This is a genomic window from Streptomyces bicolor (genome assembly GCF_000719285.1).
In the GTDB taxonomy this organism is placed as follows: domain Bacteria; phylum Actinomycetota; class Actinomycetes; order Streptomycetales; family Streptomycetaceae; genus Streptomyces; species Streptomyces bicolor.
The window spans coordinates 83,811-106,428 of sequence record NZ_JOFS01000031.1 but is presented as its reverse complement, the minus strand read 5'-3'; the positions used below and the strand labels follow the sequence as shown (position 1 = coordinate 106,428).

The following is a 22,618-nucleotide window of genomic DNA, read 5'->3' as shown; positions in this document are numbered from 1 at the left end:
TGGAAGCACAGTAATGTGTGGAGGTGACCGGTACTAATAGGCCGAGGGCTTGTCCATAGAGGCTCGCGTCCACTGTGTTAGTTCTGAGGCAACGACCGTTGTCGGCTTTGAGTAGAACAGACAACAGAAGAGTGTGCTTGTTCGCTCGAAACCATTAGGGTTTCGGTGGTTATAGCGTGAGGGAAACGCCCGGTTACATTTCGAACCCGGAAGCTAAGCCTTACAGCGCCGATGGTACTGCAGGGGGGACCCTGTGGGAGAGTAGGACGCCGCCGAACAATCTTTGGAGGACCCCTGGTCACCAGCGTTCAGCTGGGACCAGGGGTCCTTTTGTTTTTACAATGCTTGCGGTACCGAAGACAGGAGTCACCGATGTCCACCAACTCTCCCGACGATCGACCGGAGCGCGACCAGCGGCGACGGGACAGTGGTGACCGCGGCGGTTTCCGAGGGGACCGTGGCGGCTTCCGTCGCGACAACGACCGTGGTGGCTACGGGCGTCGTGACGATCGGCGTGGTGACGACCGGGGCGGCGACCGCGGTGGCTTCCGCCGCGATGACCGACGTGACGACCGACGTGACGACCGCCGCGATGATCGCCGTGACGAGCGCCGTGGCGATGACCGTGGCGGGTTCCGGCGGGACGACAGCCGGGGCGGTGGCTACGGCCGGCGCGATGACCGGCGTGAAGGCGATCGTGGTTCCCGTCCGCCGTTCCGCAGGGACGACCGTTCCGGTGGGCCGCGTCGGGACGACCGCGACCGTGGCTTCCGACGCGAGGGCGATCGCCCAGCCTTCCGTCGCGACGACCGTGGGGCGCGTCGCGACGACGAGCGCGGTGGCTTCCGCCGCGATGACCGGCGGGACGACCGTCGGGATGATCGCCGTGACGACCGGGGCGGTTACCGGCATGATGATCGCCGTGACGACCGGGGCGGTTACCGGCGTGATGATCGCCGTGACGAGCGTCGTGGTGATGACCGTGGTGGGTTCCGGCGGGACGACAGCCGGGGCCATGGCTACGGTCGGCGCGATGACCGGGGTGGCGAACGCCGTAGCGACGAGCGTCGTGATGACCGGGGCGGCTTCCGCCGCGACGACCGGGACCGTGGTTTCCGCAGCGATGACCGGGACCGTGGTTTCCGCGACGACCGTGACCGTGGCTTCCGGCGTGACGACCGTCGTGGCGATGACCGCCGTGACGACCGGGGTGGTTACCGGCGTGATGACCGCCGTGACGATCGCCGTGACGAGCGTCGTGGTGATGACCGTGGTGGGTTCCGGCGGGACGACAGCCGAGGCGACCGTGGAGGGTTCCGTGGGCGCGACGACCGTGGCGGTCGTGGGCCCCGTCGCGACGACCGAGGTGGGCGTCCCGGAGGGTTCCGTGGGCGGGACGACCGGCGTGATGACCGGCGTGGCGGTGGCCGGTTCCGTGATGAGCGGGATCGGGACCGTGGGGACCGCGAGCCGATCAAGCGGTTGCCGATCCCCGAGGACGTCACGGGCGACGAGATCGACAAGGACGTACGGCAGGAGCTGCAGAGCCTGCCGAAGACGCTCGCCGAGGATGTCGCCAAGAACCTGGTGATGGTCGCGCGGCTCATCGATGAGGATCCCGAGGGCGCTTACGGGTACTCCAAGGTCGCGCTGCGGCTGGCGTCGCGCGTGGCTGCCGTGCGAGAGGCGGCCGGGTTCGCGGCGTACGCGAACCAGAAGTACGCCGAGGCGCTGGCCGAGTTCCGGGCCGCGCGGCGGATGACCGGGAACGTGGATCTGTGGCCGCTCATGGCCGACTGCGAGCGTGGGCTCGGGCGGCCGGAGAAGGCGCTGGACATGGCCGGCGCGGCCGAGGTGCACAAGCTGGACAAGGCCGGGCAGGTGGAGATGCGGCTCGTCGCGGCCGGCGCCCGGCGTGACATGGGGCAGCTGGACGCGGCCATCGTGACGCTGCAGAGCCCCGAGCTGGCCTCCAACGCCGTACAGCCGTGGACCGCGCGGCTGCGGTACGCCTACGCCGACGCGCTGCTTGCGGCCGGGCGGCAGGGTGAGGCGCGGGAGTGGTTCGCCAAGGCCGTCGAGGCCGACAAGGACGGCAGCACGGATGCCTCCGACCGGCTCGCCGAGCTGGACGGTGTCGAGTTCGTCGACGCCCTCGACGAGAACGAGGGCAAGAACGAGGACGCCACCGGTGAGGAGCAGCAGACTGAGGGCGGGTCTGACGAGGGCCACGTGGAGTGAGCGACGTCTGAGGTGAGGGGCGGGATCCCGGGTCGGGGTCCCGCCCCTCGCGCGTTCAGAGGTCCAGGGCGCGCAGGACCAGGCCCGAGGCCGGCTTCGGGCCGAAGGACGTCGACTTGCGGGGCATGGTGACGCCCTGGCGGGCGAGGTCGCGTACGACGTCCTCGCGGACGGGGTGCATCAGAACGGCCGTACCGCCGTCGCGTTCCGCCTTTCTGACGGTGGCGGCGGTGTCGTGGATGTAGGCGATGCGGGTGGGGTCGTCCTCGGGGACGCGCCAGACGTGGGCGAGGAGGGTGGCGTGCAGGACGGTCGCGTCCAGGGTGCGCCAGGCGGCGGGGTGCTCGGTGGGGACCGTGCGGGCGAGGAGGGCCGGGTCCGGTTGGTCGACGAGGTGGAAGGTGCCGTCGCCGGCGAGGAGGTAGGCGTTGCTCGCGCAGGCCGCGTCGGACAGGGCCTCCAGGGCCTCGGGCAGCGGGACTTCGAGGCGGCGTACGCGGAACAGGCCGTCGAGGGCGGCCAGGGCGTCCGGGACGGGCAGGTTGTGCAGGAGGCGGTGGATGGCGCGGACGCGGAGGGGATAGCGGGCCGTGTCGACCAGGAGGACGAGGCCGTAGTCCCAGGCGCTGGGGGAGGGGTGCTCCGCGCGTAGACGACGGTATGTCGCCCAGCGGTGGTGGCCGTCGGCGATCAGGGCCTGGTGGCGGGTCAGGTCCGACTGGATGCGGGACAGGTCGGCCGGGTCCGTGATCGACCACAGGCGGTGGCTGAAGCCGTCCTCCGTGGTGGTCGCGAGGAGCGGGGGGCGTTCGACCGCGCGCTCGATGACGGCGGTCGTGTCGGCCGCCGTGCCGTTGCCGCGGTAGGTCAGGAGCAGGGGTTCGAGGTTCGCGGACGTGGCGCGCATCAGGTCCGCGCGGTCGGCGACCACGTGCGGCATGACGTCCTCGTGCGGCAGGACCAGGCCCTCCGACGGCTCCGAGACGCGCAGGGCGCCGATGACGCCGCGCTGCAGCATGCCGTTGCCCTCGTGCTGTTCGTAGACGTAGAGACCGGGCTCGGGGTCGGCGGTCAGGACGCCTTCGGACAGCCAGTGGCGGAGGGTCTTGGCCGCCTGTTCGTTGCGGGCGCCGGGAGTGTCGGCCTGGGGGAGGATCAGGCGGACGATGTTGTGCGGGTCGGCCGACTCGAGATGGAGCAGGCCGTCGGGGCGGACCACGACGTCGTACGGCGGTGAGGTCACGGCCGCCAGGCTGCCGACCCGGTCGGGGTCGTAGCGAAGACCTCGGAACGGGGTGAGTTCGAGGCCTCGGTGCGCCGTTGCTTCCGGGTGACCTGCTGTGTTCATCCAGGCATCGTACGGGTGTCAGTGGCATGGGGGATGATCGGGGGAAAGCCGTCGAACGAGGAGCGATGCGGAATGAGCCAGAGCGTCAGGACGAGGCCAGAGGGCAGTGGCCAGGCCCTGAGCGAGGCGTACGACACGGCGCTGCTCGACCTCGACGGTGTGGTGTACGCGGGCGGCAACGCGATCGTGCATGCCGTCGAGTCGCTCGCCGTGGCCCGTGAGGGCGGGATGCATCTGGCGTACGTCACGAACAACGCGCTGCGGACTCCGGACGTCGTGGCCGCGCATCTGACCGCGCTGGGGATACCCACGGGCGCGGATGACGTCATCACCTCGGCGCAGGCGGTCGCGCGGCTGATCTCTGAGCAGGTACCGGCGGGCGCCCGGGTGCTCGTGATCGGCGGGGAGGGGCTGCGGGTGGCGTTGCGCGAGCGCGGGCTGGAGCCGGTCGAGTCGGCGGACGACGATCCGGCGGCGGTCGTGCAGGGGTACGGCGGGCCGGAGCTGCCGTGGGGGCGGTTCGCGGAGGCCTGTTACGCCGTCGCGCGCGGGGTGCCCTGGTTCGCGTCCAACACCGACCTGACGATCCCCGGTGCGCGGGGGATCGGACCGGGTAACGGGGCCGCGGTGGAGGTCGTACGGATAGCCACTGGCGCCGAGCCGCAGGTGGCGGGCAAGCCGTTGCCTCCCATGCACCGGGAGACGATCCTGCGGACCGGCGCCGAGCGGCCGCTGGTGGTCGGGGACCGGCTGGACACCGACATCGAGGGCGCGTTCAACGGGGACGTCGACTCGCTGCTCGTGCTGACCGGGGTGACCGACGGCGCGCAGTTGCTGGCCGCGCCGCCGCAGCACCGGCCGACGTATGTGGACGCCGATCTGCGGGGGTTGCTCACCGGGCAGCCGGAGGTCGTCGCCGACGGGGATGGCTTCCGGTGTGGTGGCTGGGCGGCGGTCGCGCGGGCCGAGCGGCTGGAACTCGAGGGTGAGGGTGCGGCTTTGGACGGACTGCGGGCGCTCTGTGCGGCGGCCTGGACCGTGGCCGGGGAGGGCACTTGCACGCTGGACGCGGAGAAGGCACTGGCCCGGCTGGGTTTGTGAGCTCCGTTGTACGGCTTCGGAGTGGTCGGTACGGCTTCCGAGGGCGGGGGTGCAGCGGGATCGTGGCCGAATAGGAGGGTAGGCTAACCTAACTGCGTGTTGGTCGACAGTCCTCCCGAACAGCGCGCGGAGTCCGTGTCCGCGCCCCCAACCCGACGGGCGATACGAGCCGTTGGGCTGCTCGTCTCCGTCCTGATCCTGGTGGTCGTCGCGTTGGCGAGCATCGCGATCGGGGCGAAACAGCTGTCCATCGGGGAGGTCTGGCACGGCCTGTTCGAGGCCTCCGGGACCTACGGCGACGTCGTGGTCGACGACCGGATCTCGCGCACCGTCCTGGGGCTGCTCGCCGGCGCCGCGCTCGGGCTCGCCGGGGCTGTGCTGCAGGCCCTCACCCGCAACCCGCTCGCCGATCCCGGCCTGCTCGGGATCAACGCGGGCGCGTCCGCCGCCGTCGTCACCGCCATCACCTTCTTCGGTGTCACGAGCCTGAGCAGCTATGTCTGGTTCGCCTTCCTCGGCGCGGCCGCGGTCGGGGCGATGGTCTGGTTCCTCGGCGGCAGCCGGGGCGCCACGCCGGTACGGCTCGCGCTGGCCGGTATGGCGATCACCGCGGCGCTCTACGGCTATCTGCAGGCCGTCATGATCATGGACGACGCGGCGCTCAACAGGATGCGCTTCTGGACGGTCGGTTCACTGTCATCGGCGACCGACGCGACCATCACCCAGGTCCTGCCGTTCCTCCTCGCGGGCACCGTCCTAGCGCTCGCCCTCGCCCGGCCGCTGAACGCCATGGAGATGGGCGACGACACCGCCAAGGCCCTCGGTGCCCACCTGAACCGCACCCGGGTGCTGTCGATGCTCGCCGCGACCGTGCTGTGCGGGGCGGCGACCGCCGCGTGTGGGCCGATCGTGTTCGTCGGCCTGATGGTGCCGCACGTCGTACGGTCCTTCACCGGCCCCGACCTGCGCTGGATCCTGCCGTACGCGGCCGTCCTGTCGCCCGTGCTGCTGCTCGGCGCCGACGTCCTCGGCCGGATCGTCGCCCGGCCGTCCGAGCTCCAGGTCGGCATCGTCACCGCGATCCTCGGCGGACCGGTCTTCATCTTTCTCGTACGACGGCGGAGGACGGCGCAGCTGTGAGGACCGCAGTGAAGAGCGATGCGAAGAACGCGTCGCGGAGCGAAGCGAAGACGGCGGAGAAGGCTTCCGCGAGGACCAGCCGTGCCACCCGCGCCGTGCGGACCCCGGGCGGGCTCTCCGTCCGCATGGACGTCCGGGCGCTGACCGTCGTCGTCCTGCTGCTCGTCGCCGCGCTCGCCGCGAGCGTTCTGCTGATCGGCACCGGAGACTTCCCGATCGCCGCGGGTGACGTACTCAGGACGCTGGTCGGCGACGGCAACGCGGGGCAGGAGTTCATCGTCAACGAGCTGCGGCTGCCGCGGGTCCTGGTCGGGCTCCTCGTCGGTGCCTCACTCGGCCTCGGCGGTGCGCTGTTCCAGGCGCTGTCCCGCAACCCGCTGGGCAGCCCGGACATCCTCGGCCTCGGGCAGGGGGCCACGGCCGGGGCGCTCGTGGTGATCGTGCTGTTCTCCGGAAGCGCCGGCCAGGTCACCGTCGGCGCGCTCGTGGGCGGACTCGCGACCGGGCTCGCCATCTATCTGCTCGCCTGGAAGCGGGGCGTGCACGGTTATCGACTGGTCCTGGTCGGTATCGGCATGTCCGCGATCATGACGGCGGTCAACGGCTATCTGCTGACCAAGGCCGACCTGGTCGACGCGGCCCGTGCGGTCGTGTGGATGACCGGATCCCTCAGCGGCCGTGACTGGGCCCAGGTCTGGCCGCTGCTCGCGCTGTGCGTCGTCCTCGTGCCCCTCGTCCTCGGCAACGCGCGAGCGCTGCGGATGATGGAGATGGGCGACGACGTCTCGTACGCCCTCGGAGTGCGTGTCGAGCGTGTACGGATGCTGCTGATGCTGGCGGCCGTACTGCTCACCGCGGCCGCCACCGCCGCCGCCGGTCCCGTCAGCTTCGTGGCGCTCACCGCCCCGCAGCTCGCTCGGCGTCTCACACGCTCGCCCGGGCCGAACCTGCTGCCCTCGCTGTGCATGGGCGCTGCCCTCCTCGTCGCCGCCGACTGGATCTCCCAGCGGGTCTTCGGAGCCGACCAGCTGCCCGTGGGCGTGGTCACGGGTGTGCTCGGCGGCGTGTACCTGCTCTGGCTGCTGGTCACCGAGCGCAAGGCGGGCCGTATATGAGCGCGGGCAGCAGCAACAGCAGCGAGAGCCTGAGCAGCGGGCCGAACAACGGGCTGAACAATCGAAGGAGCACTGTGAACCGCCTGTCCGCCGACAACGTCACCCTCGCCTACGACCAGCGGGTCATCGCCGAGCAGCTGTCGGTGGAGATACCCGACAACTCCTTCACCGTGATCGTCGGCCCGAACGCGTGCGGCAAGTCCACGCTGCTGCGGGCCCTGTCGCGGATGCTCAAGCCCAGCCAGGGCCGGGTCCTGCTGGACGGGCAGGCCATCCAGTCGATGCCGGCGAAGAAGGTCGCGCGCACGCTGGGGCTGCTGCCGCAGTCGTCGATCGCGCCCGACGGCATCACGGTGGCCGACCTGGTGGGCCGCGGCCGGTACCCGCACCAGGGGATCCTGCGCCAGTGGTCGACCGAGGACGAGCGGGTCGTACAGGAGTCGATGGAGCAGACCGGGGTGGCCGAGCTGGCCGATCGCTATGTCGACGAATTGTCGGGCGGTCAGCGGCAGCGTGTGTGGATCGCCATGGCGCTCGCCCAGCAGACCCCGCTGCTGCTCCTTGACGAGCCGACGACCTATCTCGACATCCAGCACCAGATCGACGTCCTCGACCTGTGCGCCGAGCTGCACGAGGAGCAGGGGCGGACGCTGGTCGCCGTGCTGCACGACCTCAACCACGCCGCCCGGTATGCCACGCACCTCATCGCGCTGCGCGGCGGCAAGATCATCGCCGAGGGTGCGCCGAACGACATCGTCACGGCCGAACTCGTCGAGGAGGTCTTCGGACTGCGCTGCCAGGTCATCGACGACCCGGAGACGGGGACGCCGCTGGTGGTGCCTGCGGCGCGGAAGGCGCGCGTCGAGGACAAGGCCGACAAATCCGACAAGACATACGTCAAGAAGGTCGCGGCTACGGAAGTGTCCTGAGGAGCGGGCTAGAGAAGCTTCCTGAGGAGCAGCAGGTCGCGCACACCCGCGTGCAGCTTCACGCGGCCCGAGCCCCAGGCCTTGGCGAAGTGCAGTTCGCCGTCGACCAGGGCGACCAGGTCGTCGCCGGCCATGCTCAGTCTGATCTGGGCCTTCTCGCGGGGCGGGCCCTGGATCGTGTCGTGGACGTGGATCCGGCCTCCGGCCATGCGGCCGGCGAACGTGACATCCAGGTCGGTGATGTGGCAGCTCACCGAGCGGTCCAGGGCCGCGGCCGTGCGGACGTCCCCTTCGGCACGCTGCATGTTGTCCGAGAGCTTTTCGAGTGCGGCGCGGCACTCCTCGATCGTGGCCATCGCGATCGACGGTACCCCAGCGGTTCGGGGTAGCGTCTGGGCATGAGCGACACAGTTCCGGAGAGGGAGATCCCGGAGGAGGCCGAGGCGGAGGTCGAGCCCGCTGCCGAGGCCGGGCTCGCGGGCGAACCCGAGTACGACCCCGCCGCCCCCGCCCCGCTGAACGTCCCGCGTACCCCCACCGGCAACGCCGACGTCGACGCCCAGCTGGAGCGGCTCGGCGACGCCGACCACCTCGCCACCGACGGGCACCTCGAGGTGTACGAGGATGTACATCGGGGGCTGCGCGACGCGCTCACCGCGCTCGACGCCCGCCCGGGACCGCCAGTTCCCACCCGTCACCCGACCACCACCCCTCAACGAGACCCTTCGGGTCGCACCTACTGAATTGCCGTATGGGACTAGGAGCTGAGCCGAAAGTGGCAGGAGTCGCACGTCGCCGTCTGGACGCGGAGCTGGTCCGCCGGAAGCTCGCGCGGTCGCGTGAGCACGCCAGCCAGCTGATCGCGGCCGGGCGGGTCACCGTCGGCAAGACCGTCGCGACCAAACCCGCCACGCAGGTCGAGACCGCGGCCGCGATCGTCGTGTCGGCCGATGACAGCGATCCCGACTACGTGTCCCGGGGTGGGCACAAGCTCGCGGGTGCGTTGAAGGTGTTCGTGCCGCAGGGGCTCGTCGTCGAAGGGCGGCGGGCGCTGGACGCCGGCGCGTCGACCGGTGGGTTCACCGATGTGCTGCTGCGGTCCGGAGCCGCGCACGTCGTCGCCGTCGACGTCGGATACGGACAACTCGCCTGGACTCTCCAGAGTGATGAACGCGTCACCGTCAAGGACCGTACGAACGTACGCGAGTTGACGCTCGAAGCGATCGATGGGGAACCAGTGGATCTTGTCGTGGGGGATCTGTCCTTCATCCCGCTCGGCCTGGTGCTGCCCGCCCTGGTGCGGTGTGTGAAGCCGGACGCCGATCTGGTGATGATGGTCAAGCCACAGTTCGAGGTGGGGAAGGAACGGCTGGGGAGCGGCGGGGTCGTCCGTAGCGCTGAGCTGCGGGCCGAGGCCGTGCGCGGCGTGGCCGAGAAGGCGTGGGGACTGGGCCTCGGCGTGAAGGGGGTCACGGCCAGTCCGTTGCCCGGGCCGTCCGGGAATGTCGAGTACTTTCTGTGGCTGCGTGCCGGGGCGCCCGCTCCGGACCCGGCCGACGTTGACCGTGCAGTGGCGGAGGGGCCTCGTTGATGCAGAACCGAGCTCGTACTGTTTTCCTGCTGGCCCACACGGGGCGGCCCGCCGCCATTCGCAGCGCGGAACTTGTGGTGAAGGGGTTGCTGCGGGAGGGCATCGGCGTGCGCGTCCTGGAGTACGAGGCCGCTGACCTGCCGCTGCCGGACGAGGTGGAACTCGTCAAGGAGGCGACCCCGCAGTGCCTCGACGGCTGCGAGCTGCTCATCGTGCTCGGCGGCGACGGAACGCTGCTGCGCGGTGCCGAGTTCGCCCGGGCGTCCGGGGTGCCGATGCTGGGCGTCAACCTCGGGCGGGTGGGGTTCCTCGCGGAGGCCGAGCGGGACGATCTCGACAAGGTTGTCGACCGCGTCGTGACCAAGGCGTACGAGGTCGAGGAGCGGATGACCGTCGATGTCGTCGTGCATCAGAACGGCAACGTCGTGCACACCGACTGGGCGCTGAACGAGGCGGCCGTGCAGAAGGCGGGCGCCGAGAAGCTGCTCGAGGTCGTGCTGGAGATCGATGGGCGGCCGGTGACGGGGTTCGGGTGCGACGGGATCGTGCTGTCCACGCCGACGGGTTCTACGGCGTATGCCTTCTCCGCGGGTGGGCCGGTGGTGTGGCCCGAGGTGGAGGCGCTGTTGATGGTGCCGATCAGTGCGCATGCGCTGTTCGCGAAGCCGTTGGTGACGTCTCCGGATTCTGTGCTGGCTGTGGAGGTTCTGCCGCATATTCCGCCGGGGGTGTTGTGGTGTGACGGGCGGCGGACTGTGGAGTTGCCGCCGGGGGCGCGGGTCGAGGTGCGGCGGGGGGCTGTGCCGGTGCGGCTGGCTCGGCTGCATCATGCGTCGTTCACTGATCGGTTGGTTGCGAAGTTTGCGTTGCCTGTTTCCGGGTGGCGAGGGGCGCCTCACTAGCCAACTGTGGGGGGTGGTTCGGAGCGTCGGTGGCTGCGGGTGGTCCGTGGCTGGTCGCGCCCGCGCGGCGGAGCCGCAAATCGATACAGCCCCGCGCCCCTAGGTGCCTCCACTCGCCTGGGTGACATGCGAGGCCGATACACATTCGTCACCTGGACCTTCACATCACGGGGGCTGGGGGGCGTCGCACTCCCCGCCCCCGACCTCGTAAGGTCGTGTCCGTGTTGGAGGAGATGCGGATACGGTCGCTCGGGGTGATCGACGACGCTGTCGTCGAGCTGTCGCCGGGATTCACCGCCGTCACCGGTGAGACGGGTGCGGGCAAGACCATGGTGGTCACCAGCCTCGGGCTGTTGCTGGGTGGGCGTGCCGACCCGGCGCTCGTGCGGATCGGGGCCGACAAGGCGGTCGTGGAGGGGCGGATCACCGTCGACGAGGGCGCGTCGGCCGTCGTGCGGGCCGAGGAGGCCGGGGCCGAGCTCGACGACGGGGCGCTGCTGATCAGCCGTACCGTTTCCGCGGAGGGGCGGTCGCGGGCGCATGTCGGTGGGCGCAGTGTGCCCGTGGGGCTGCTCGCCGACCTCGCCGACGACCTCGTGGCCGTGCACGGGCAGACGGACCAGCAGGGGCTGCTGAAGCTGTCCCGGCAGCGCCAGGCGCTCGACCGGTACGCCGGTGACGCGGTCGCCGGGCCGCTGGCCAAGTACGGCGAGGCCTACCGCCGGCTGCGGGCCGTGTCGGTGGAGCTGGAGGAGATCGTCACGCGCGCGCGTGAGCGGGCCCAGGAAGCCGACATGCTGCGGTACGGGCTCGACGAGATCGCGGGCGTGGAGCCGCGTGCCGGTGAGGATGTCGAGCTGGCGGAGGAGGCGGAGCGGCTCGGGCACGCGGAGGCCTTGTCGTCCGCTGCCACGGCCGCTCACGCCGCCCTTGCCGGGAACCCCGAGGATCCCGAGGGCATCGACGCCGCCACGCTCGTCGCGGGCGCTCAGCGGGCCCTGGACGCCGTGCGGTCGCACGATCCGGCGCTGGCCGCGCTGGCCGACCGGATCGGGGAGATCGGGATCCTGCTGGGCGATGTGGCGGGGGAGTTGGCGGGATACGCCGACGACCTGGACGCCGACCCCCTGCGGCTGTCGGCCGTCGAGGAGCGGCGGGCCGCGCTCGGCGCGCTGACGCGGAAGTACGGCGAGGACGTCGCCTCGGTGCTGGCCTGGGCCGAGAGCAGTGCCGCGCGGCTCACCGAACTGGACAGCGACGACGAGCGGATCGGGGAGCTGACCGCCGAGCGGGACGCGCTGCGGACCGAGCTCGGCGGGCTGGCGCAGGCGCTGACCGACGCTCGGGCGGAGGCCGCCGAGCGGTTCGCCGCCGCCGTGACCGCCGAGCTGGCCTCGCTCGCCATGCCGCACGCGCGCGTGTCCTTCGCCATCCGGCAGACCGAGGACCCGGAGGGGGTCGAGGTCGGCGGGCGTACGGTCGCGTACGGGCCGTCCGGTGTCGACGAGGTCGAGCTGCTGCTCGCGCCGCACCCGGGGGCGCCGGCGCGGCCGATCGCCAAGGGCGCGTCCGGTGGTGAGCTCTCGCGCGTGATGCTCGCCGTGGAGGTCGTGTTCGCGGGGACGGATCCCGTGCCGACGTATCTCTTCGACGAGGTCGACGCCGGAGTGGGCGGCAAGGCGGCCGTGGAGATCGGGCGGCGCCTGGCGCGGCTGGCGAAGTCCGCGCAGGTCGTTGTCGTGACCCACCTTCCGCAGGTCGCCGCGTTCGCCGACCGGCAGTTGCTCGTCGAGAAGACCAACGACGGGTCGGTCACCCGGTCGGGCGTGAAGGTCCTCGAGGGCGAGGAGCGGATCCGGGAGCTGTCCCGGATGCTCGCCGGCCAGGAGGACTCGGAGACCGCGCGGGCGCACGCCGAGGAGTTGCTGGCGACGGCTCGGGCGGACGTGTAGCGGAGCCCCTTCGCGCGAGGGCGGTTCTCTCGGGGGCTGCCGGGGCGTGTGGCGGACCGGGCTGTGATCGGCGGCCCGGTCGGTCGGTGGCGGTTGGGGTGGCGGCTGTGGCCGGGATTGTCAGTGACGGCGGGGGAGGCAGCTGTGGCCGGGATTGTCAGTGGTGGCTCGTAAGGTGGCCGAATGATCGAACGTGCCCCCAGGACCGCCGCCTTCGGCCTCTCCGCCGTCCTCACCCGCGCCACGGTCACCGCCCTGCGCGCCAAGGCCCCCGGTGGCCGCGGCCGTTGGGAGCGGAAGAACTACGCGGGGCGGACCGTGCAGCTGTACGCCGGTGCCGCCTCCGCGCTGGCGGCGACGGTCGCTGCCGGGCGGATACGGCCGGCCGCCGGGGTCGCCGTGGCCGTCGCCGGAGCCTGTGGGGCGTACGACGACGTCGCCGGGGCCGGTGATCCCCGGCGCGGGTTCCGGGCGCATCTGTCGGCCCTGCGGGACGGCGAAGTCACCAGCGGTGCGGTCAAGTTGTTCGGGATGTCCGCCGCCGGGCTCGTCGCGGGGGCGTTCCTTAGGGAGCGGCCCGTGGACAAGCTGCTCGCGGGCGTGGTGATCGCCGGGGCCGCGCACTTCGTCAACCTCGTCGATGTGCGCCCGGGCAGGGCCGCCGCCGCGGTGCTCGCGCTCGGGGCGCCGGGGCTGCTCCGTGAAGGGACCGGCGCCGGGATCGCCGCCGGCGCCATGGGAGCCGCCGCGGCCGTGCTGCCCGACGACCTGGGGGAGCGGGCGATGATCGGCGATACCGGCGCGCATGCGCTGGGCGCGGCCCTGGGCGCCGCTGTCGTCGCCGGCAACGGTCGGGCTGGGCTGGCCGCGCATGCCGCCGCCCTCGTGGCCGCCGCGGTGTACGGGGACAGGGTGAGCGAGGTGGCGCGGGCGTTGGGCACGCGCTGATTCGAGGGCTGCGGGTCCATCGACCCACTGCCGATCGGTCGGAGGCGACTGGTCAGCGGCCCAGTGCGGTGCGCTGGTTCGGGTCGGCTGTCGGGACATGCGCCACGCGCGCGTGTTCGGGCACACCAGCCCACCCCAACTCACTCGTGCAGGTGACTCGGTACGCCGTGTTGCCCGCCCTCCGCGCTCCCGCCGTTCCCGGAACACCGGTGCCTCCTGGCATCCTTGGCGTAAGCACGTCGTATGCGCGGGGATCCTCGCGGTACACCCCCTCCGCGCGATCCTTCTGTACTTTCTTCGTGACCGCCCGACCCACAACCAGGAGCCCCGGCCACGTGACCCCCGTGAGCAGCCACTCACCGCACGGCCAGTCGTCGCTGCGCACCGTGCAGGTGCTGGGCGGTGGCAACGCCGGCAGCAGCGCGCATGTGCGATCGCTGGCCTCGGGGCTCGTCGCGCGGGGTGTGCGGGTCACCGTGTGCGCCCCTGTCGAGGCCGATCACCTCTACGACTTCACCGGCGCCGGGGCCGAGCACGTGCACGTGCCGCGCAGCAGCGACCCCGGCTCCGTGGCCGCCCTGCGGGCCGCGTGCGCGGACGCCGACCTGGTGCACGCGCACGGGCTGCACGCCTCCTTCCGTGCCGTGCTGGCGCTCGGCGGGCGGCGCACTCCACTCGTCGTCACCTGGCACGACCGGGCGTATGCCGAAGGGGCCCGGGCCCATCTCGTGCGGCTGTTGGAGCGGCGGGTCGTCAAGGCCGCCTCCGTCGTGCTCGGGACCACCTCGGCGCTCGTGGACCGGGCCCGCCGGACCGGAGCACGGGACGCGCGCCTGGCCGCCGTCGCGCTGCCCGGGACCGGACGCCGGGCCGCCGAGCGCGACGAAACCGACCGGATGCGACCCAAGATCAGGGCCGAACTCGGCTCCACCGGGCGCCCGTTGCTGATCGCCGTCGGCTCGCTCGAACCGCATCGCGGTTACGACGTGCTGCTGGACGCCTCGCGCGCGTGGCTGCGGCTCGATCCGGTGCCGTTGGTCGTGATCGCGGGGGAGGGGGCGTTGCGGGCCGATCTGCAGCGGCGGATCGAGGACGAAGGGCTGCCCGTGCGGCTCATCGGGCGGCGTGACGACGTGTCCGAACTGCTGGCCGCCGCCGACATCGCGCTCGTGCCGAGCAGTTGGGAGTCGCGGTCCGTGCTCGCGCAGGAGGCCCTTCACGCGCGCGTGCCGCTCGTCGCCACCGACGTCGGAGGCATGGCGGAACTCGTCGGCGACGCGGCCGAACTCGTCCCGTACGGCAACGCGAAAGCGCTCGCCGACGCCGTAGTGAGGCTGCTGGGTGATCCGGAGCGCCAGGAGCTGCTCAAGGAGCGGAGTGGGCGGCAGGCGGCGACATGGCCGACCGAGGACGAGACCGTGGCCCAAGTGCTCAGTGTCTACGACGAGTTGACGCAACCACGGCCGATGATCTGAGCCCGGCCCTGAGCCAGACGCTCCTCGGCCGCCGTTCTTCCCTACGGCACATGCCTGCGCGCCCGCAGCGCCAGGCTCAACGCCAGCACCGTCTGCGGGTCGTCGAGGTCGGTGCCGAGCAACTCGCCGATGCGGGCGAGGCGGTTGTAGAGGGTCTGCCGGTTGAGGTGCAGTTCGCGGGCCGTCTCCGCCTTGCGGCCCGCGTGCGCCAAGTACGTCTCCAGCGTGGGCAGCAGGGGCGGCTTGGAGCGGTTGTCGTGGTCGCGGAGCGGGCCGATCGCGCGGTCCACGAAGGCCGCCAGGTCCGGGTGGTCGCGCAGCCGCCACAGCAGCAGGTCGATGTCCAGGCGGCGGGCGTCGTACCAGGGACGGTCCGACAGGCCCTGTGCCGCCGTCGCCGTCTCCGCCGCGTGCCGCAGGCTCGCCGAGGCCGCCGCCCACCCGCCGGCCACTCCGACGACCACGACCGGCGCAGGTGCCCCGGGCCGCTGGATCCCGGCCCGCTCCACGCCCGCCCGCAGCGCCGCCGCGACCCGGTCCGCGACCGACGACCGCTCCGCCTCCGAACGCAGGCCCAGCAGCAGCGGGACGCGCCCCTCGACCGGCCGTACGCCCAGCAGGACCGGCACTCCCACGGACGCCAGCTCCTCCCCGACCGCGCGCGCCAGCACCGCCCAGCCTCCCCCGCTCTCGAATCCGCTCGAGCGGGAGGTACCGCCGTCCGGCGACAGCACGTCCCCGAGCCGCATCACCACCGGCAGCAGCGGGCTGTTGCCCGGCTTGAAGCCCAGCACGCGCGCCTGTGCCGGGGCGTCCTCGGCAGAGACACGGCCCTCCGCGAGGTCGGTCAGGAAGTCACCGCGCCCGCGTGCCGCCAGCTCCTCCTCCTGCCGGGCCTGCATCAGCACCACGGCCAGGATGCCCGCGGCCCGCTCGGCGGCGATGCGGTGGACGGGGGTGAGCAGGCCCCGCACGGGAAGGAGGACCAGTCGCGCCCTGACCGAACCCGGCCCGGGGCCGCCACCCGGAACATCCACCAGCACCGACCCGGCGGGCGGCGGCGCGTCCTTGTGCTGCCCCCGCAGCCCCTCCCACACCTGCAACGGGTCCGCGCCCTCGGGACCGGCCCCGGCGGCGTACAGCAGCCGCCCGTCCGTCGTCTCCAGGAAGACCGGGTTGCCGCTGAAGTCGGCCAGGATGACGAGCACCTGGGGCACACCGCCGCCGCCGAGCAGTGCTTCCGTGCACCGGCGGTGCACCTCCTCCGCCCGTTGCAGCAGCGCGTAGTGGCCGTTGACGATCTCGGTGTGGATCTCCTCGGTCACCGTCACGAAGGGCACCTCGCGATGCAACTGGACCAGCGGCAGACCGGCCGTACGGGCCGTGTCGACCAGCGCGGCGGGCAGGCGTGTGAAGCGCGGGCCGAGTTCGACGACGAGGGCCGCGATGCCGCGCTCGGCCAGGGTGCGCACGAACGCGCGCTGGTCGGCGGGGCGGGTGCCGAGGCCGTAGCCCGTGGTCAGCAACAGCTCCCCGCCCTTCAGCAGGGACGCGATGTGGGGCACCTCGCCCGCGTGCACCCAGCGCACGGTCCGCCCCAGCCGGTCGGCGCCCGCGAGGATCTCGGGCAGCCCACTGCGCAGCCCGGGCAGCTCCAGCGCGCGCCGCACGGTGATCCCGGCGCCGGGGGTGTCGAATCCGCCGTCCACAGCGGCCGTGCCGCCGGCCATACCGCCCGTACCGCTGCCCATACCGCCCGAACCGCTCTCCATGAGCCGGACGCTACCCCTGGGGATGCTTCCACGACATATCCGGACCGTTACGGAGACGATCATCGGCCCCCGGCGCCCGACAACGCGCGCATGGCGGCGGCCCGGACACGGGCGCGCCCGCCGGCTTTCTCTTCGCGACGCTCGTGCTGACGGTGTTCTCCGTCGGATACGTCGCCATGGCCCGCCGTATCACCGCCGTCGGCGCCTTCTACGGCTACATCTCGCACGGGCTCGGCCGGATCACCGGCATGGCGTCCGGGATGCTCGCCGTGCTGGCGTACGTCGTCTTCGAGGCGTCCATCGTCGGCGTCTTCTCGTACTTCGCGCAGACGACGGTCCACGACCAGCTCGGCCTCGACCTGCCCTGGATCCTCTACGCCGCCGCCATGCTGCTCGTCACCGCCGTGCTGGCGTACTTCGACATCAACCTCACCGCGAAGGCCCTCGGCGTGATGCTGATCGCCGAGATCGCCGTCCTCTTCGCGGTCGCCACAGCCGTACTCCTGCACGGCGGCGGCCCGGACGGCATCCCCGTCGAGCCCATCGACCCCAGGAACGCCTTCACGGGCGCCTCCGCGGGCCTCGGCCTGTTCTTCGCCTTCTGGTCGTGGGTCGGCTTCGAGTCGACGGCGATGTACGGCGAGGAGTCCCGCGACCCCAAGCGCGTCATCCCGCGCGCGACGCTGATCTCGGTGATCGGCGTCGGGATCTTCTACATCTACGTCTCCTGGATGACCATCGCCGGCAACGGTCTCCCGGGGTCGGTCGAGATCTCCTCCGGCAGCAGCCCCCTCGATCTCTTCTTCGACCCCGCCCACACCTACATCGGCGCCTGAGCGGTCGACACCTTCAGTGGCTGCTGATCACCGGCTCGTTCGCCTGTGGGATGGCCTTCCACCAGTGCGCGGCGCGCTATCTGTACGCCGTCGGCCGCGAGGGCTTCCCGCACCCCGCGCTCGGCCGGACGCACGCCCGGCACGGATCGCCGGACATCGCCTCCTTCGTGCAGTCGGTCATCGCGGCCGGGCTCGTCGGCGCCTTCTGGCTGACCGGGCAGGACCCGTACATCCACCTCTACACACTGCTCGCGATCCTCGGCACGATGGCGATCCTCATCGTGCAGACCCTGTGCTCCTTCGCGGTCATCGGCTACTTCCGCCGCAACCACCCCGAGGACCGGCACTGGTTCCGCAGCTCACCGCCCCGCTGCTCGGCGGCATCGGCATGATCGCGGTCGTGGGGCTGCCGGTGACCAACCTGGACACCGCGGCCGGCACGGCGGCCGGCTCGCTGTTCTTCAGGGCCATCCCGTGGATCGTGGGGCTGGTGTTCTTCGGGGGCTCGGGCTCGGCTGGTATCTGAAGGTCCGGCGGCCGGAGCGCTACGACGTCATCGGCCGGATCGTGCTGGAGGACTCGGCCGAGCGGACACAAGCCCCGGTTGGGGCGCGCCCCGTGGGGTAGCGGCGCCTGCATGGAGTTCAGCGTGGTTGCCGTGGCACGGGAGGACGACAGTCCGGTCGAGGAGCCGCTGCGGGTGGCCGTGGTCGCCGACCGGCTCGGGTATCGCGAGGTGTGGGCGGGGGAGGGGCCCACCTGGGACTCCTTCGTCCTCGCCGCGGCCATCGGGCGGGACACCGAGCGGGTCGCGCTGACGGCCGGCCCGGTGGCGGTGTCGGTGCGGGACGCGTTCGGCATCGCGCGGGGCGCCGCCTCGGTCGCCGCGGTCATCGGGCGGCCGGTCGGAGTGGCGGTGGGAACGTCCAGCAAGCGGGTGGTCGAAGGCGTGCACGGCGTGCCGCGGGTGCGGCCCGCGGCGGCGATGGAGGCCTCGGCGGCGGCCGTACGCGGCTTCCTGCACGGCCGGCCCGGAGAGCCGGTGGTGCCTGGCAGCACTTTCCGGCGCCGTCTCCAACCGCCCGGCGGGCCGCTCACCGTGGCGGCCTTCGGCGACCGCGCGATCGCCACGGCCGCCGCGCACGCCGACCGGATGCTGCTCGACATCGTCTCGCCGGAACAGGTCCGCACGCTGCGCGCCAAACTCGACACCGCTGCCGAGCGCGCGGGCCGTACGTCGCCGCCGACCCTGGCCGCCTGGCTGCCGGCCGCCGTCGATCCGGACCCCGACTCCCTCGCGCAGGTCCTGCGAAGCATCGCCGGCTATCTGACGGTGCCGGGCTACAGCGACATGTTCGAGGCGGCCGGTTTCGGGGAGGCGGTCGAACTGGCCCGGACCGGTGCCGACGCCGGCGCGCTGGTGCGGGCGCTGCCCGCTGCGGCGGCGGGCACGGTGGGCCTGGTGGGCGACTTCGACGCCGTACGCGCGCGTGCCGAGGAGTACGCCGATGCCGGGCTCGACGAGATCGCCCTCGTCCCCGCGACGGCCGGCGATCCGGGCGGGGAGCGGACCCTGATTGCGCTCAGGCCGGCCTGATGTTGTGGTTGAACCGGAAGACGTTGTCCGGGTCCCACCGCCGCTTCAGCTCCGCCAGCCGCCGGGTGTTCCCGGCACCCAGACCGGCCACCACACGCTCCGCGCCCTCGTCGCCGATGAAGTTCAGGTACACGGCGCCGGTGCTCCAGGGCCGGACGCCGGTACGGACGTCACGCACCCACTGCACGCACCGCTCGTCGTCCGCCGGGTCCTCCCACATGCCGTAGGGATGGACCGCCCAGGGCGCGTCCCGGTAGGGCACCGGGAACTCGTGCGGACCGGCCGCGATCGCGCCGCCCTGCGGGAGGAGGGCGTACTGGGTGCCGGTCGGCACGGGCATCGTCCGGGCCTCGGCGGTGTAGACGTCCACGAAGTCGTCCGGCGCGCCCGTCAGGTACTCCGCCGACCAGTAGTGCCGCATGCCGGGCGGATCGTCGATCATGCACTGCACATCGGCGTACGGCATCGCGCCCACGATCTCCGCCTCGTGCGGCAGCGCCAGCAGCGGCTCGGCGTACTTGCGCATGTCCTGCTCGGCGCCGGCGTACGTGAGGAGCACACCGCACACCAGCTTGCCGACCAGGGACGGCGGTACGAAGTCCTCGGGCGGGCCGGTGAACCACAGGACGCCGCCGCCCACCTCGTCGGGGCCGGACTCGATCACGTCGCGGAAGGTGCGGACGGCATCGGGCGCGGTCTCGGGCCGGTACAGCGGCATCGCGATGGCGAAGCCGGGCAGTTCGTACAGCTTCAGCGTGATCGCGGTGGCGATGCCGAAGTTGCCGCCGCCTCCGTGCAGCGCCCAGAACAGGTCCGGGTTCTCGTCCGCGTTGGCGTGGACCCGGTCGCCGTCGGACGTGACCAGTTCCACACCGAGCAGATTGTCGACGGCGAGCCCGCAGCAGCGGTCCAGCCAGCCGGTACCGCCGCCGAGGACGAAGCCGCCGACGCCGGTGGTCGAGGCCCGGCCGCCGGTCGTGGCGAGGCCGTACGGCTGGGTGGCGCGGTCCAGGTCGCTCATCGTCGCGCCGCCCGCGATCCGTACCGCCTCGGCGGCGGGGTCGACGGTCACCGCCCGCAGGTGACGCAGGTCGACGACCAGGCCGTTGTCGTTCAGCGCCATGCCCGAGACGCTGTGCCCGCCGCCGCGCACCGCGATGTTGAGGTCCAGCTCCCGGCCGAACCGCACGGCCCGCACGACGTCGTCCTCGTCCACGCACTGCGCGATCACCGCGGGCCGCCGGTCGATCATGGTGTTGAAGACGGTCCGGGCGTCGTCGTACCCGAAGTCCCCCGGGGCGAACACGTCACCGGAGAGATCCTCGCGCAGCGCGTCGAGGGCCGCGCCCGCCTTCGACCGGGAAGCCATGGCCGCCCCCTTCCGACAAGGGGCAATCGCTTGCTTCCAGGCTAGGCGGGCACGTCACGTCCGTCCTGTCGGGCGGTGGGGCGGCCGGCTCAGCCGCCGTACGCGCCGGACGCCGTCAGCCGCAGGGCGGTGTCGATCAGCGGGACGTGGCTGAAGGCCTGCGGGAAGTTGCCGACCTGACGCTGCAGGCGCGGGTCCCACTCCTCCGCGAGCAGACCGAGGTCGTTACGCAGCGAGAGCAGCTTCTCGAACAGCTTGCGGGCCTCGTCGACGCGGCCGATCATCGCCAGGTCGTCGGCCATCCAGAACGAACAGGCCAGGAAGGCGCCCTCGTCGCCGGGGAGGCCGTCGACGCCCTCGTCGTCTCCCTGCGTCGGGTAGCGCAGGATGAAGCCGTCCTCGGTGGACAGCTCGCGCTGGATCGCCTCGATGGTGCCGATGACGCGCTTGTCGTCCGGCGGCAGGAAGCCCATCTGCGGGATCAGCAGCAGCGAGGCGTCCAGCTCCCTGGAGCCGTACGACTGCGTGAAGGTGTTGCGCTCCTTGTCGTAGCCCTTCTCGCACACATCCCTGTGAATGTCGTCACGCAGCTCGCGCCAGCGCTCCAGCGGGCCGTCGGCGTCGCCGGACTCGATGAGCTTGATGGTGCGGTCGACGGCGACCCAGGCCATCACCTTGGAGTGCACGAAGTGGCGACGCGGGCCGCGCACCTCCCAGATGCCCTCGTCCGGCTCGTCCCAGTGGTCCTCCAGGTAGCGGATGAGCTTGAGCTGCAGCAGCGAGGCGTAGTCGTTGCGGGCCAGGCCCGTCATGTGCGCCAGGTGCAGGGCCTCGGTGACCTCGCCGTACACGTCCAGCTGGAGCTGGTGCGCGGCGCCGTTGCCGACCCGGACCGGCGCGGAGCTCTCGTAGCCGGGCAGCCAGTCCAGCTCGGCCTCGCCGAGCTCGCGCTCGCCGGCGATGCCGTACATGATCTGCAGGTTCTCCGGGTCACCGGCGACGGCCCGCAGCAGCCACTCGCGCCAGGCGCGGGCCTCCTCGCGGTAGCCGGTGCGCAGCAGCGAGGACAGGGTGATCGCCGCGTCGCGCAGCCAGGTGTAGCGGTAGTCCCAGTTGCGGACGCCGCCGATGTCCTCGGGCAGGGAGGTCGTCGGGGCGGCGACGATGCCGCCCGTCGGGGCGTACGTCAGCGCCTTGAGGGTGATCAGCGAGCGGATGACCGCCTCGCGGTAAGGGCCGTGGTACGTGCAGTGCTCGACCCACTCCCGCCAGAACTCCTCCGTCGCCTCCAGCGACAGCTCCGGCTCCGGCAGCGCCGGCGGCTCCTTGTGCGAGGGCTCCCAGGAGATCGTGAACGCGATCCGCTCACCCGGAGCGACCGTGAAGTCCGAGTACGTCGTCAGCGACTTGCCGTAGGTCTCGGCCTCGGCGTCGAACCACACCGAGTCCGGGCCGGCGACGGCGACCGTACGGCCCTCGTGCTTGTGCACCCACGGCACCACCCGGCCGTACGAGAAACGCATCCTGAGCGCCGAACGCATCGGGACGCGGCCCGAGACGCCCTCCACGATCCGGATCAGCTGGGGCGCGCCGTCGCGCGGGGGCATGAAGTCGATCACCCGGACCGTGCCGCGTGGCGTGTCCCACTCGGATTCCAGGATCAGGGAGTCGCCGCGGTAGCTGCGCCGGGCCGCGGTGGGCGGCGGAGCGTCGGAGGCGTGGGCGGGGCCGAGCCGCCAGAAGCCGTGCTCCTCGGTGCCCAGCAGGCCGGCGAAGATGGCATGCGAGTCGAAGCGGGGCAGGCACAGCCAGTCCACCGTGCCGTCCCGGCAGACCAGGGCAGCGGTCTGCATGTCTCCGATGAGTGCGTAGTCTTCGATGCGCCCGGCCACGTGCAACTCCAGTCGAACGGCCACGTCACCCCCTTCTGACAAGGGGGCTCTCGCTAGTGCGGTCAAGGGGTGGTTGTAAATCGACGTTGAGCGGTGAAGCAAAGCAGTCGGTTCGGCGGTGAGGCAAAACGACTGGCGCTTCTCAACAATCTCTGCTCAACGAACTGACGAGCTCTCGTTGTTCCGGGTGCGACGGGCGGGGGTGGTGCCGTGTTTGCCGGCCGGGCTCGGCAGCGAATGTCCGAGCAGGATACGACGCACGTAGATGATCTGCGTGCCGCTCCGGGCAACCCGGGTCGGCCGAACGGGTGAGCAATGGGTGACCGACGGGTGGAAGACCGGTGAAGCGTGCGGATCCGTACCGACTCGTGTGCGGAGCGTGGCCGGAAGCCATCGCTTCTCGGCGCTGA

At 71.8% G+C, this 22,618-nt stretch carries 22 protein-coding genes and 1 rRNA gene; 17 read left to right on the top strand and 6 right to left on the bottom strand.

The window, feature by feature from the left end:
- Nucleotides 1-161 precede the first annotated feature (161 nt).
- Nucleotides 162-278: ribosomal RNA gene (rrf, locus tag IF78_RS0133230) — 5S ribosomal RNA — on the top strand.
- A gap of 88 nt (nucleotides 279-366) precedes the next feature.
- Here rrf and IF78_RS49910 read toward each other — a convergent pair.
- Nucleotides 367-912: a hypothetical protein gene (locus tag IF78_RS49910; protein ID WP_051828344.1), complete on the bottom strand. Its 546-nt coding sequence runs from the start codon at nucleotides 910-912 to the stop codon at nucleotides 367-369.
- Here IF78_RS49910 and IF78_RS49905 point away from each other — a divergent pair.
- Both IF78_RS49905 and IF78_RS49215 read left to right on the top strand, forming a co-directional pair.
- Nucleotides 878-1,591 carry a hypothetical protein gene (locus IF78_RS49905; RefSeq protein ID WP_234439918.1) on the top strand — a complete coding sequence of 238 codons (714 nt, stop codon included), beginning with the start codon at nucleotides 878-880 and terminating at the stop codon, nucleotides 1,589-1,591. The genes IF78_RS49910 and IF78_RS49905 overlap by 35 nt on opposite strands.
- Complete coding sequence (locus IF78_RS49215) at nucleotides 1,483-2,241, top strand: tetratricopeptide repeat protein (RefSeq protein WP_199921438.1); 759 nt, start codon at nucleotides 1,483-1,485, stop codon at nucleotides 2,239-2,241. The genes IF78_RS49905 and IF78_RS49215 overlap by 109 nt, the downstream gene beginning before the upstream one ends.
- Nucleotides 2,242-2,296: 55 nt before the next feature.
- On the opposite strand, the gene IF78_RS0133215 is transcribed toward IF78_RS49215, so the two are convergent.
- The gene (locus IF78_RS0133215; protein WP_031486258.1) at nucleotides 2,297-3,589 is read right to left on the bottom strand and encodes a DUF1015 domain-containing protein; all 1,293 of its coding nucleotides are present in this window, start codon (nucleotides 3,587-3,589) and stop codon (nucleotides 2,297-2,299) included.
- Between the two features lie 72 nt (nucleotides 3,590-3,661).
- On the opposite strand from IF78_RS0133215, the gene IF78_RS0133210 reads away from it, so the two are divergent.
- The 4 genes from IF78_RS0133210 (at nucleotide 3,662) to IF78_RS0133195 (ending at nucleotide 7,874) form a co-directional block, all read left to right on the top strand.
- Nucleotides 3,662-4,690: an HAD hydrolase-like protein gene (locus tag IF78_RS0133210; protein WP_031486257.1), complete on the top strand. Its 1,029-nt coding sequence runs from the start codon at nucleotides 3,662-3,664 to the stop codon at nucleotides 4,688-4,690.
- A gap of 96 nt (nucleotides 4,691-4,786) precedes the next feature.
- Nucleotides 4,787-5,830 (top strand): FecCD family ABC transporter permease, encoded by a 1,044-nt coding sequence (locus IF78_RS0133205; protein WP_031486256.1) that lies wholly within the window; start codon nucleotides 4,787-4,789, stop codon nucleotides 5,828-5,830.
- Nucleotides 5,831-5,955: 125 nt separating this feature from the next.
- Nucleotides 5,956-6,945: a FecCD family ABC transporter permease gene (locus IF78_RS0133200; RefSeq protein ID WP_051828348.1), complete on the top strand. Its 990-nt coding sequence runs from the start codon at nucleotides 5,956-5,958 to the stop codon at nucleotides 6,943-6,945.
- Nucleotides 6,942-7,874 carry an ABC transporter ATP-binding protein gene (locus IF78_RS0133195; protein WP_031486254.1) on the top strand — a complete coding sequence of 311 codons (933 nt, stop codon included), beginning with the start codon at nucleotides 6,942-6,944 and terminating at the stop codon, nucleotides 7,872-7,874. The genes IF78_RS0133200 and IF78_RS0133195 overlap by 4 nt, the downstream gene beginning before the upstream one ends.
- Nucleotides 7,875-7,882: 8 nt before the next feature.
- Here IF78_RS0133195 and IF78_RS0133190 read toward each other — a convergent pair whose 3' ends face one another.
- Complete coding sequence (locus tag IF78_RS0133190; protein ID WP_031486253.1) at nucleotides 7,883-8,230, bottom strand: sterol-binding protein; 348 nt, start codon at nucleotides 8,228-8,230, stop codon at nucleotides 7,883-7,885.
- Between the two features lie 42 nt (nucleotides 8,231-8,272).
- Between IF78_RS0133190 and IF78_RS0133185 the strand changes: the two genes are divergently transcribed.
- The 6 genes from IF78_RS0133185 to IF78_RS0133160 all read left to right on the top strand — a co-directional run bounded on the left by IF78_RS0133185 (nucleotide 8,273) and on the right by IF78_RS0133160 (nucleotide 14,742).
- Nucleotides 8,273-8,617, top strand: coding sequence for a hypothetical protein (locus IF78_RS0133185; protein WP_031486252.1), 345 nt, complete (start codon nucleotides 8,273-8,275; stop codon nucleotides 8,615-8,617).
- A gap of 32 nt (nucleotides 8,618-8,649) precedes the next feature.
- Nucleotides 8,650-9,465 (top strand): TlyA family RNA methyltransferase, encoded by an 816-nt coding sequence (locus tag IF78_RS0133180; protein ID WP_031486251.1) that lies wholly within the window; start codon nucleotides 8,650-8,652, stop codon nucleotides 9,463-9,465.
- Nucleotides 9,462-10,367: an NAD kinase gene (locus IF78_RS0133175; RefSeq protein WP_031486250.1), complete on the top strand. Its 906-nt coding sequence runs from the start codon at nucleotides 9,462-9,464 to the stop codon at nucleotides 10,365-10,367. The genes IF78_RS0133180 and IF78_RS0133175 overlap by 4 nt, the downstream gene beginning before the upstream one ends.
- Nucleotides 10,368-10,600: 233 nt before the next feature.
- Nucleotides 10,601-12,319: a DNA repair protein RecN gene (recN, locus tag IF78_RS0133170; RefSeq protein ID WP_031486249.1), complete on the top strand. Its 1,719-nt coding sequence runs from the start codon at nucleotides 10,601-10,603 to the stop codon at nucleotides 12,317-12,319.
- 183 nt (nucleotides 12,320-12,502) lie between these two features.
- On the top strand, nucleotides 12,503-13,267 hold the full coding sequence (locus IF78_RS0133165; protein WP_031486248.1) for a hypothetical protein: 765 nt from the start codon (nucleotides 12,503-12,505) through the stop codon (nucleotides 13,265-13,267).
- Nucleotides 13,268-13,602: 335 nt separating this feature from the next.
- Nucleotides 13,603-14,742, top strand: coding sequence for a glycosyltransferase family 4 protein (locus tag IF78_RS0133160; RefSeq protein ID WP_031486247.1), 1,140 nt, complete (start codon nucleotides 13,603-13,605; stop codon nucleotides 14,740-14,742).
- A 41-nt stretch (nucleotides 14,743-14,783) separates the two neighbouring features.
- Here IF78_RS0133160 and IF78_RS0133155 read toward each other — a convergent pair whose 3' ends face one another.
- Nucleotides 14,784-16,472: a PucR family transcriptional regulator gene (locus IF78_RS0133155; RefSeq protein ID WP_031486246.1), complete on the bottom strand. Its 1,689-nt coding sequence runs from the start codon at nucleotides 16,470-16,472 to the stop codon at nucleotides 14,784-14,786.
- A gap of 185 nt (nucleotides 16,473-16,657) precedes the next feature.
- Between IF78_RS0133155 and IF78_RS49900 the strand changes: the two genes are divergently transcribed.
- The 4 genes from IF78_RS49900 (at nucleotide 16,658) to IF78_RS0133145 (ending at nucleotide 18,947) form a co-directional block, all read left to right on the top strand.
- Nucleotides 16,658-17,350 carry an APC family permease gene (locus IF78_RS49900; RefSeq protein WP_234439917.1) on the top strand — a complete coding sequence of 231 codons (693 nt, stop codon included), beginning with the start codon at nucleotides 16,658-16,660 and terminating at the stop codon, nucleotides 17,348-17,350.
- Nucleotides 17,351-17,400: 50 nt separating this feature from the next.
- Nucleotides 17,401-17,742: an APC family permease gene (locus tag IF78_RS49895; protein ID WP_234439916.1), complete on the top strand. Its 342-nt coding sequence runs from the start codon at nucleotides 17,401-17,403 to the stop codon at nucleotides 17,740-17,742.
- Nucleotides 17,739-17,876 carry a hypothetical protein gene (locus IF78_RS49890; protein WP_244889802.1) on the top strand — a complete coding sequence of 46 codons (138 nt, stop codon included), beginning with the start codon at nucleotides 17,739-17,741 and terminating at the stop codon, nucleotides 17,874-17,876. Before IF78_RS49895 ends, IF78_RS49890 begins: the two co-directional genes overlap by 4 nt.
- Before the next feature lie 111 nt (nucleotides 17,877-17,987).
- Complete coding sequence (locus tag IF78_RS0133145; protein WP_031486245.1) at nucleotides 17,988-18,947, top strand: LLM class F420-dependent oxidoreductase; 960 nt, start codon at nucleotides 17,988-17,990, stop codon at nucleotides 18,945-18,947.
- Here IF78_RS0133145 and IF78_RS0133140 read toward each other — a convergent pair.
- Together IF78_RS0133140 and IF78_RS0133135 are read right to left on the bottom strand one after the other, a co-directional pair.
- A complete protein-coding gene (locus IF78_RS0133140) occupies nucleotides 18,934-20,316 on the bottom strand; it encodes an FAD-binding oxidoreductase (protein WP_031486244.1) in 1,383 nt (460 codons plus the stop codon). The genes IF78_RS0133145 and IF78_RS0133140 overlap by 14 nt on opposite strands.
- Before the next feature lie 89 nt (nucleotides 20,317-20,405).
- Nucleotides 20,406-22,208: a glycoside hydrolase family 15 protein gene (locus IF78_RS0133135; RefSeq protein ID WP_031486243.1), complete on the bottom strand. Its 1,803-nt coding sequence runs from the start codon at nucleotides 22,206-22,208 to the stop codon at nucleotides 20,406-20,408.
- Nucleotides 22,209-22,618: the final 410 nt, after the last annotated feature.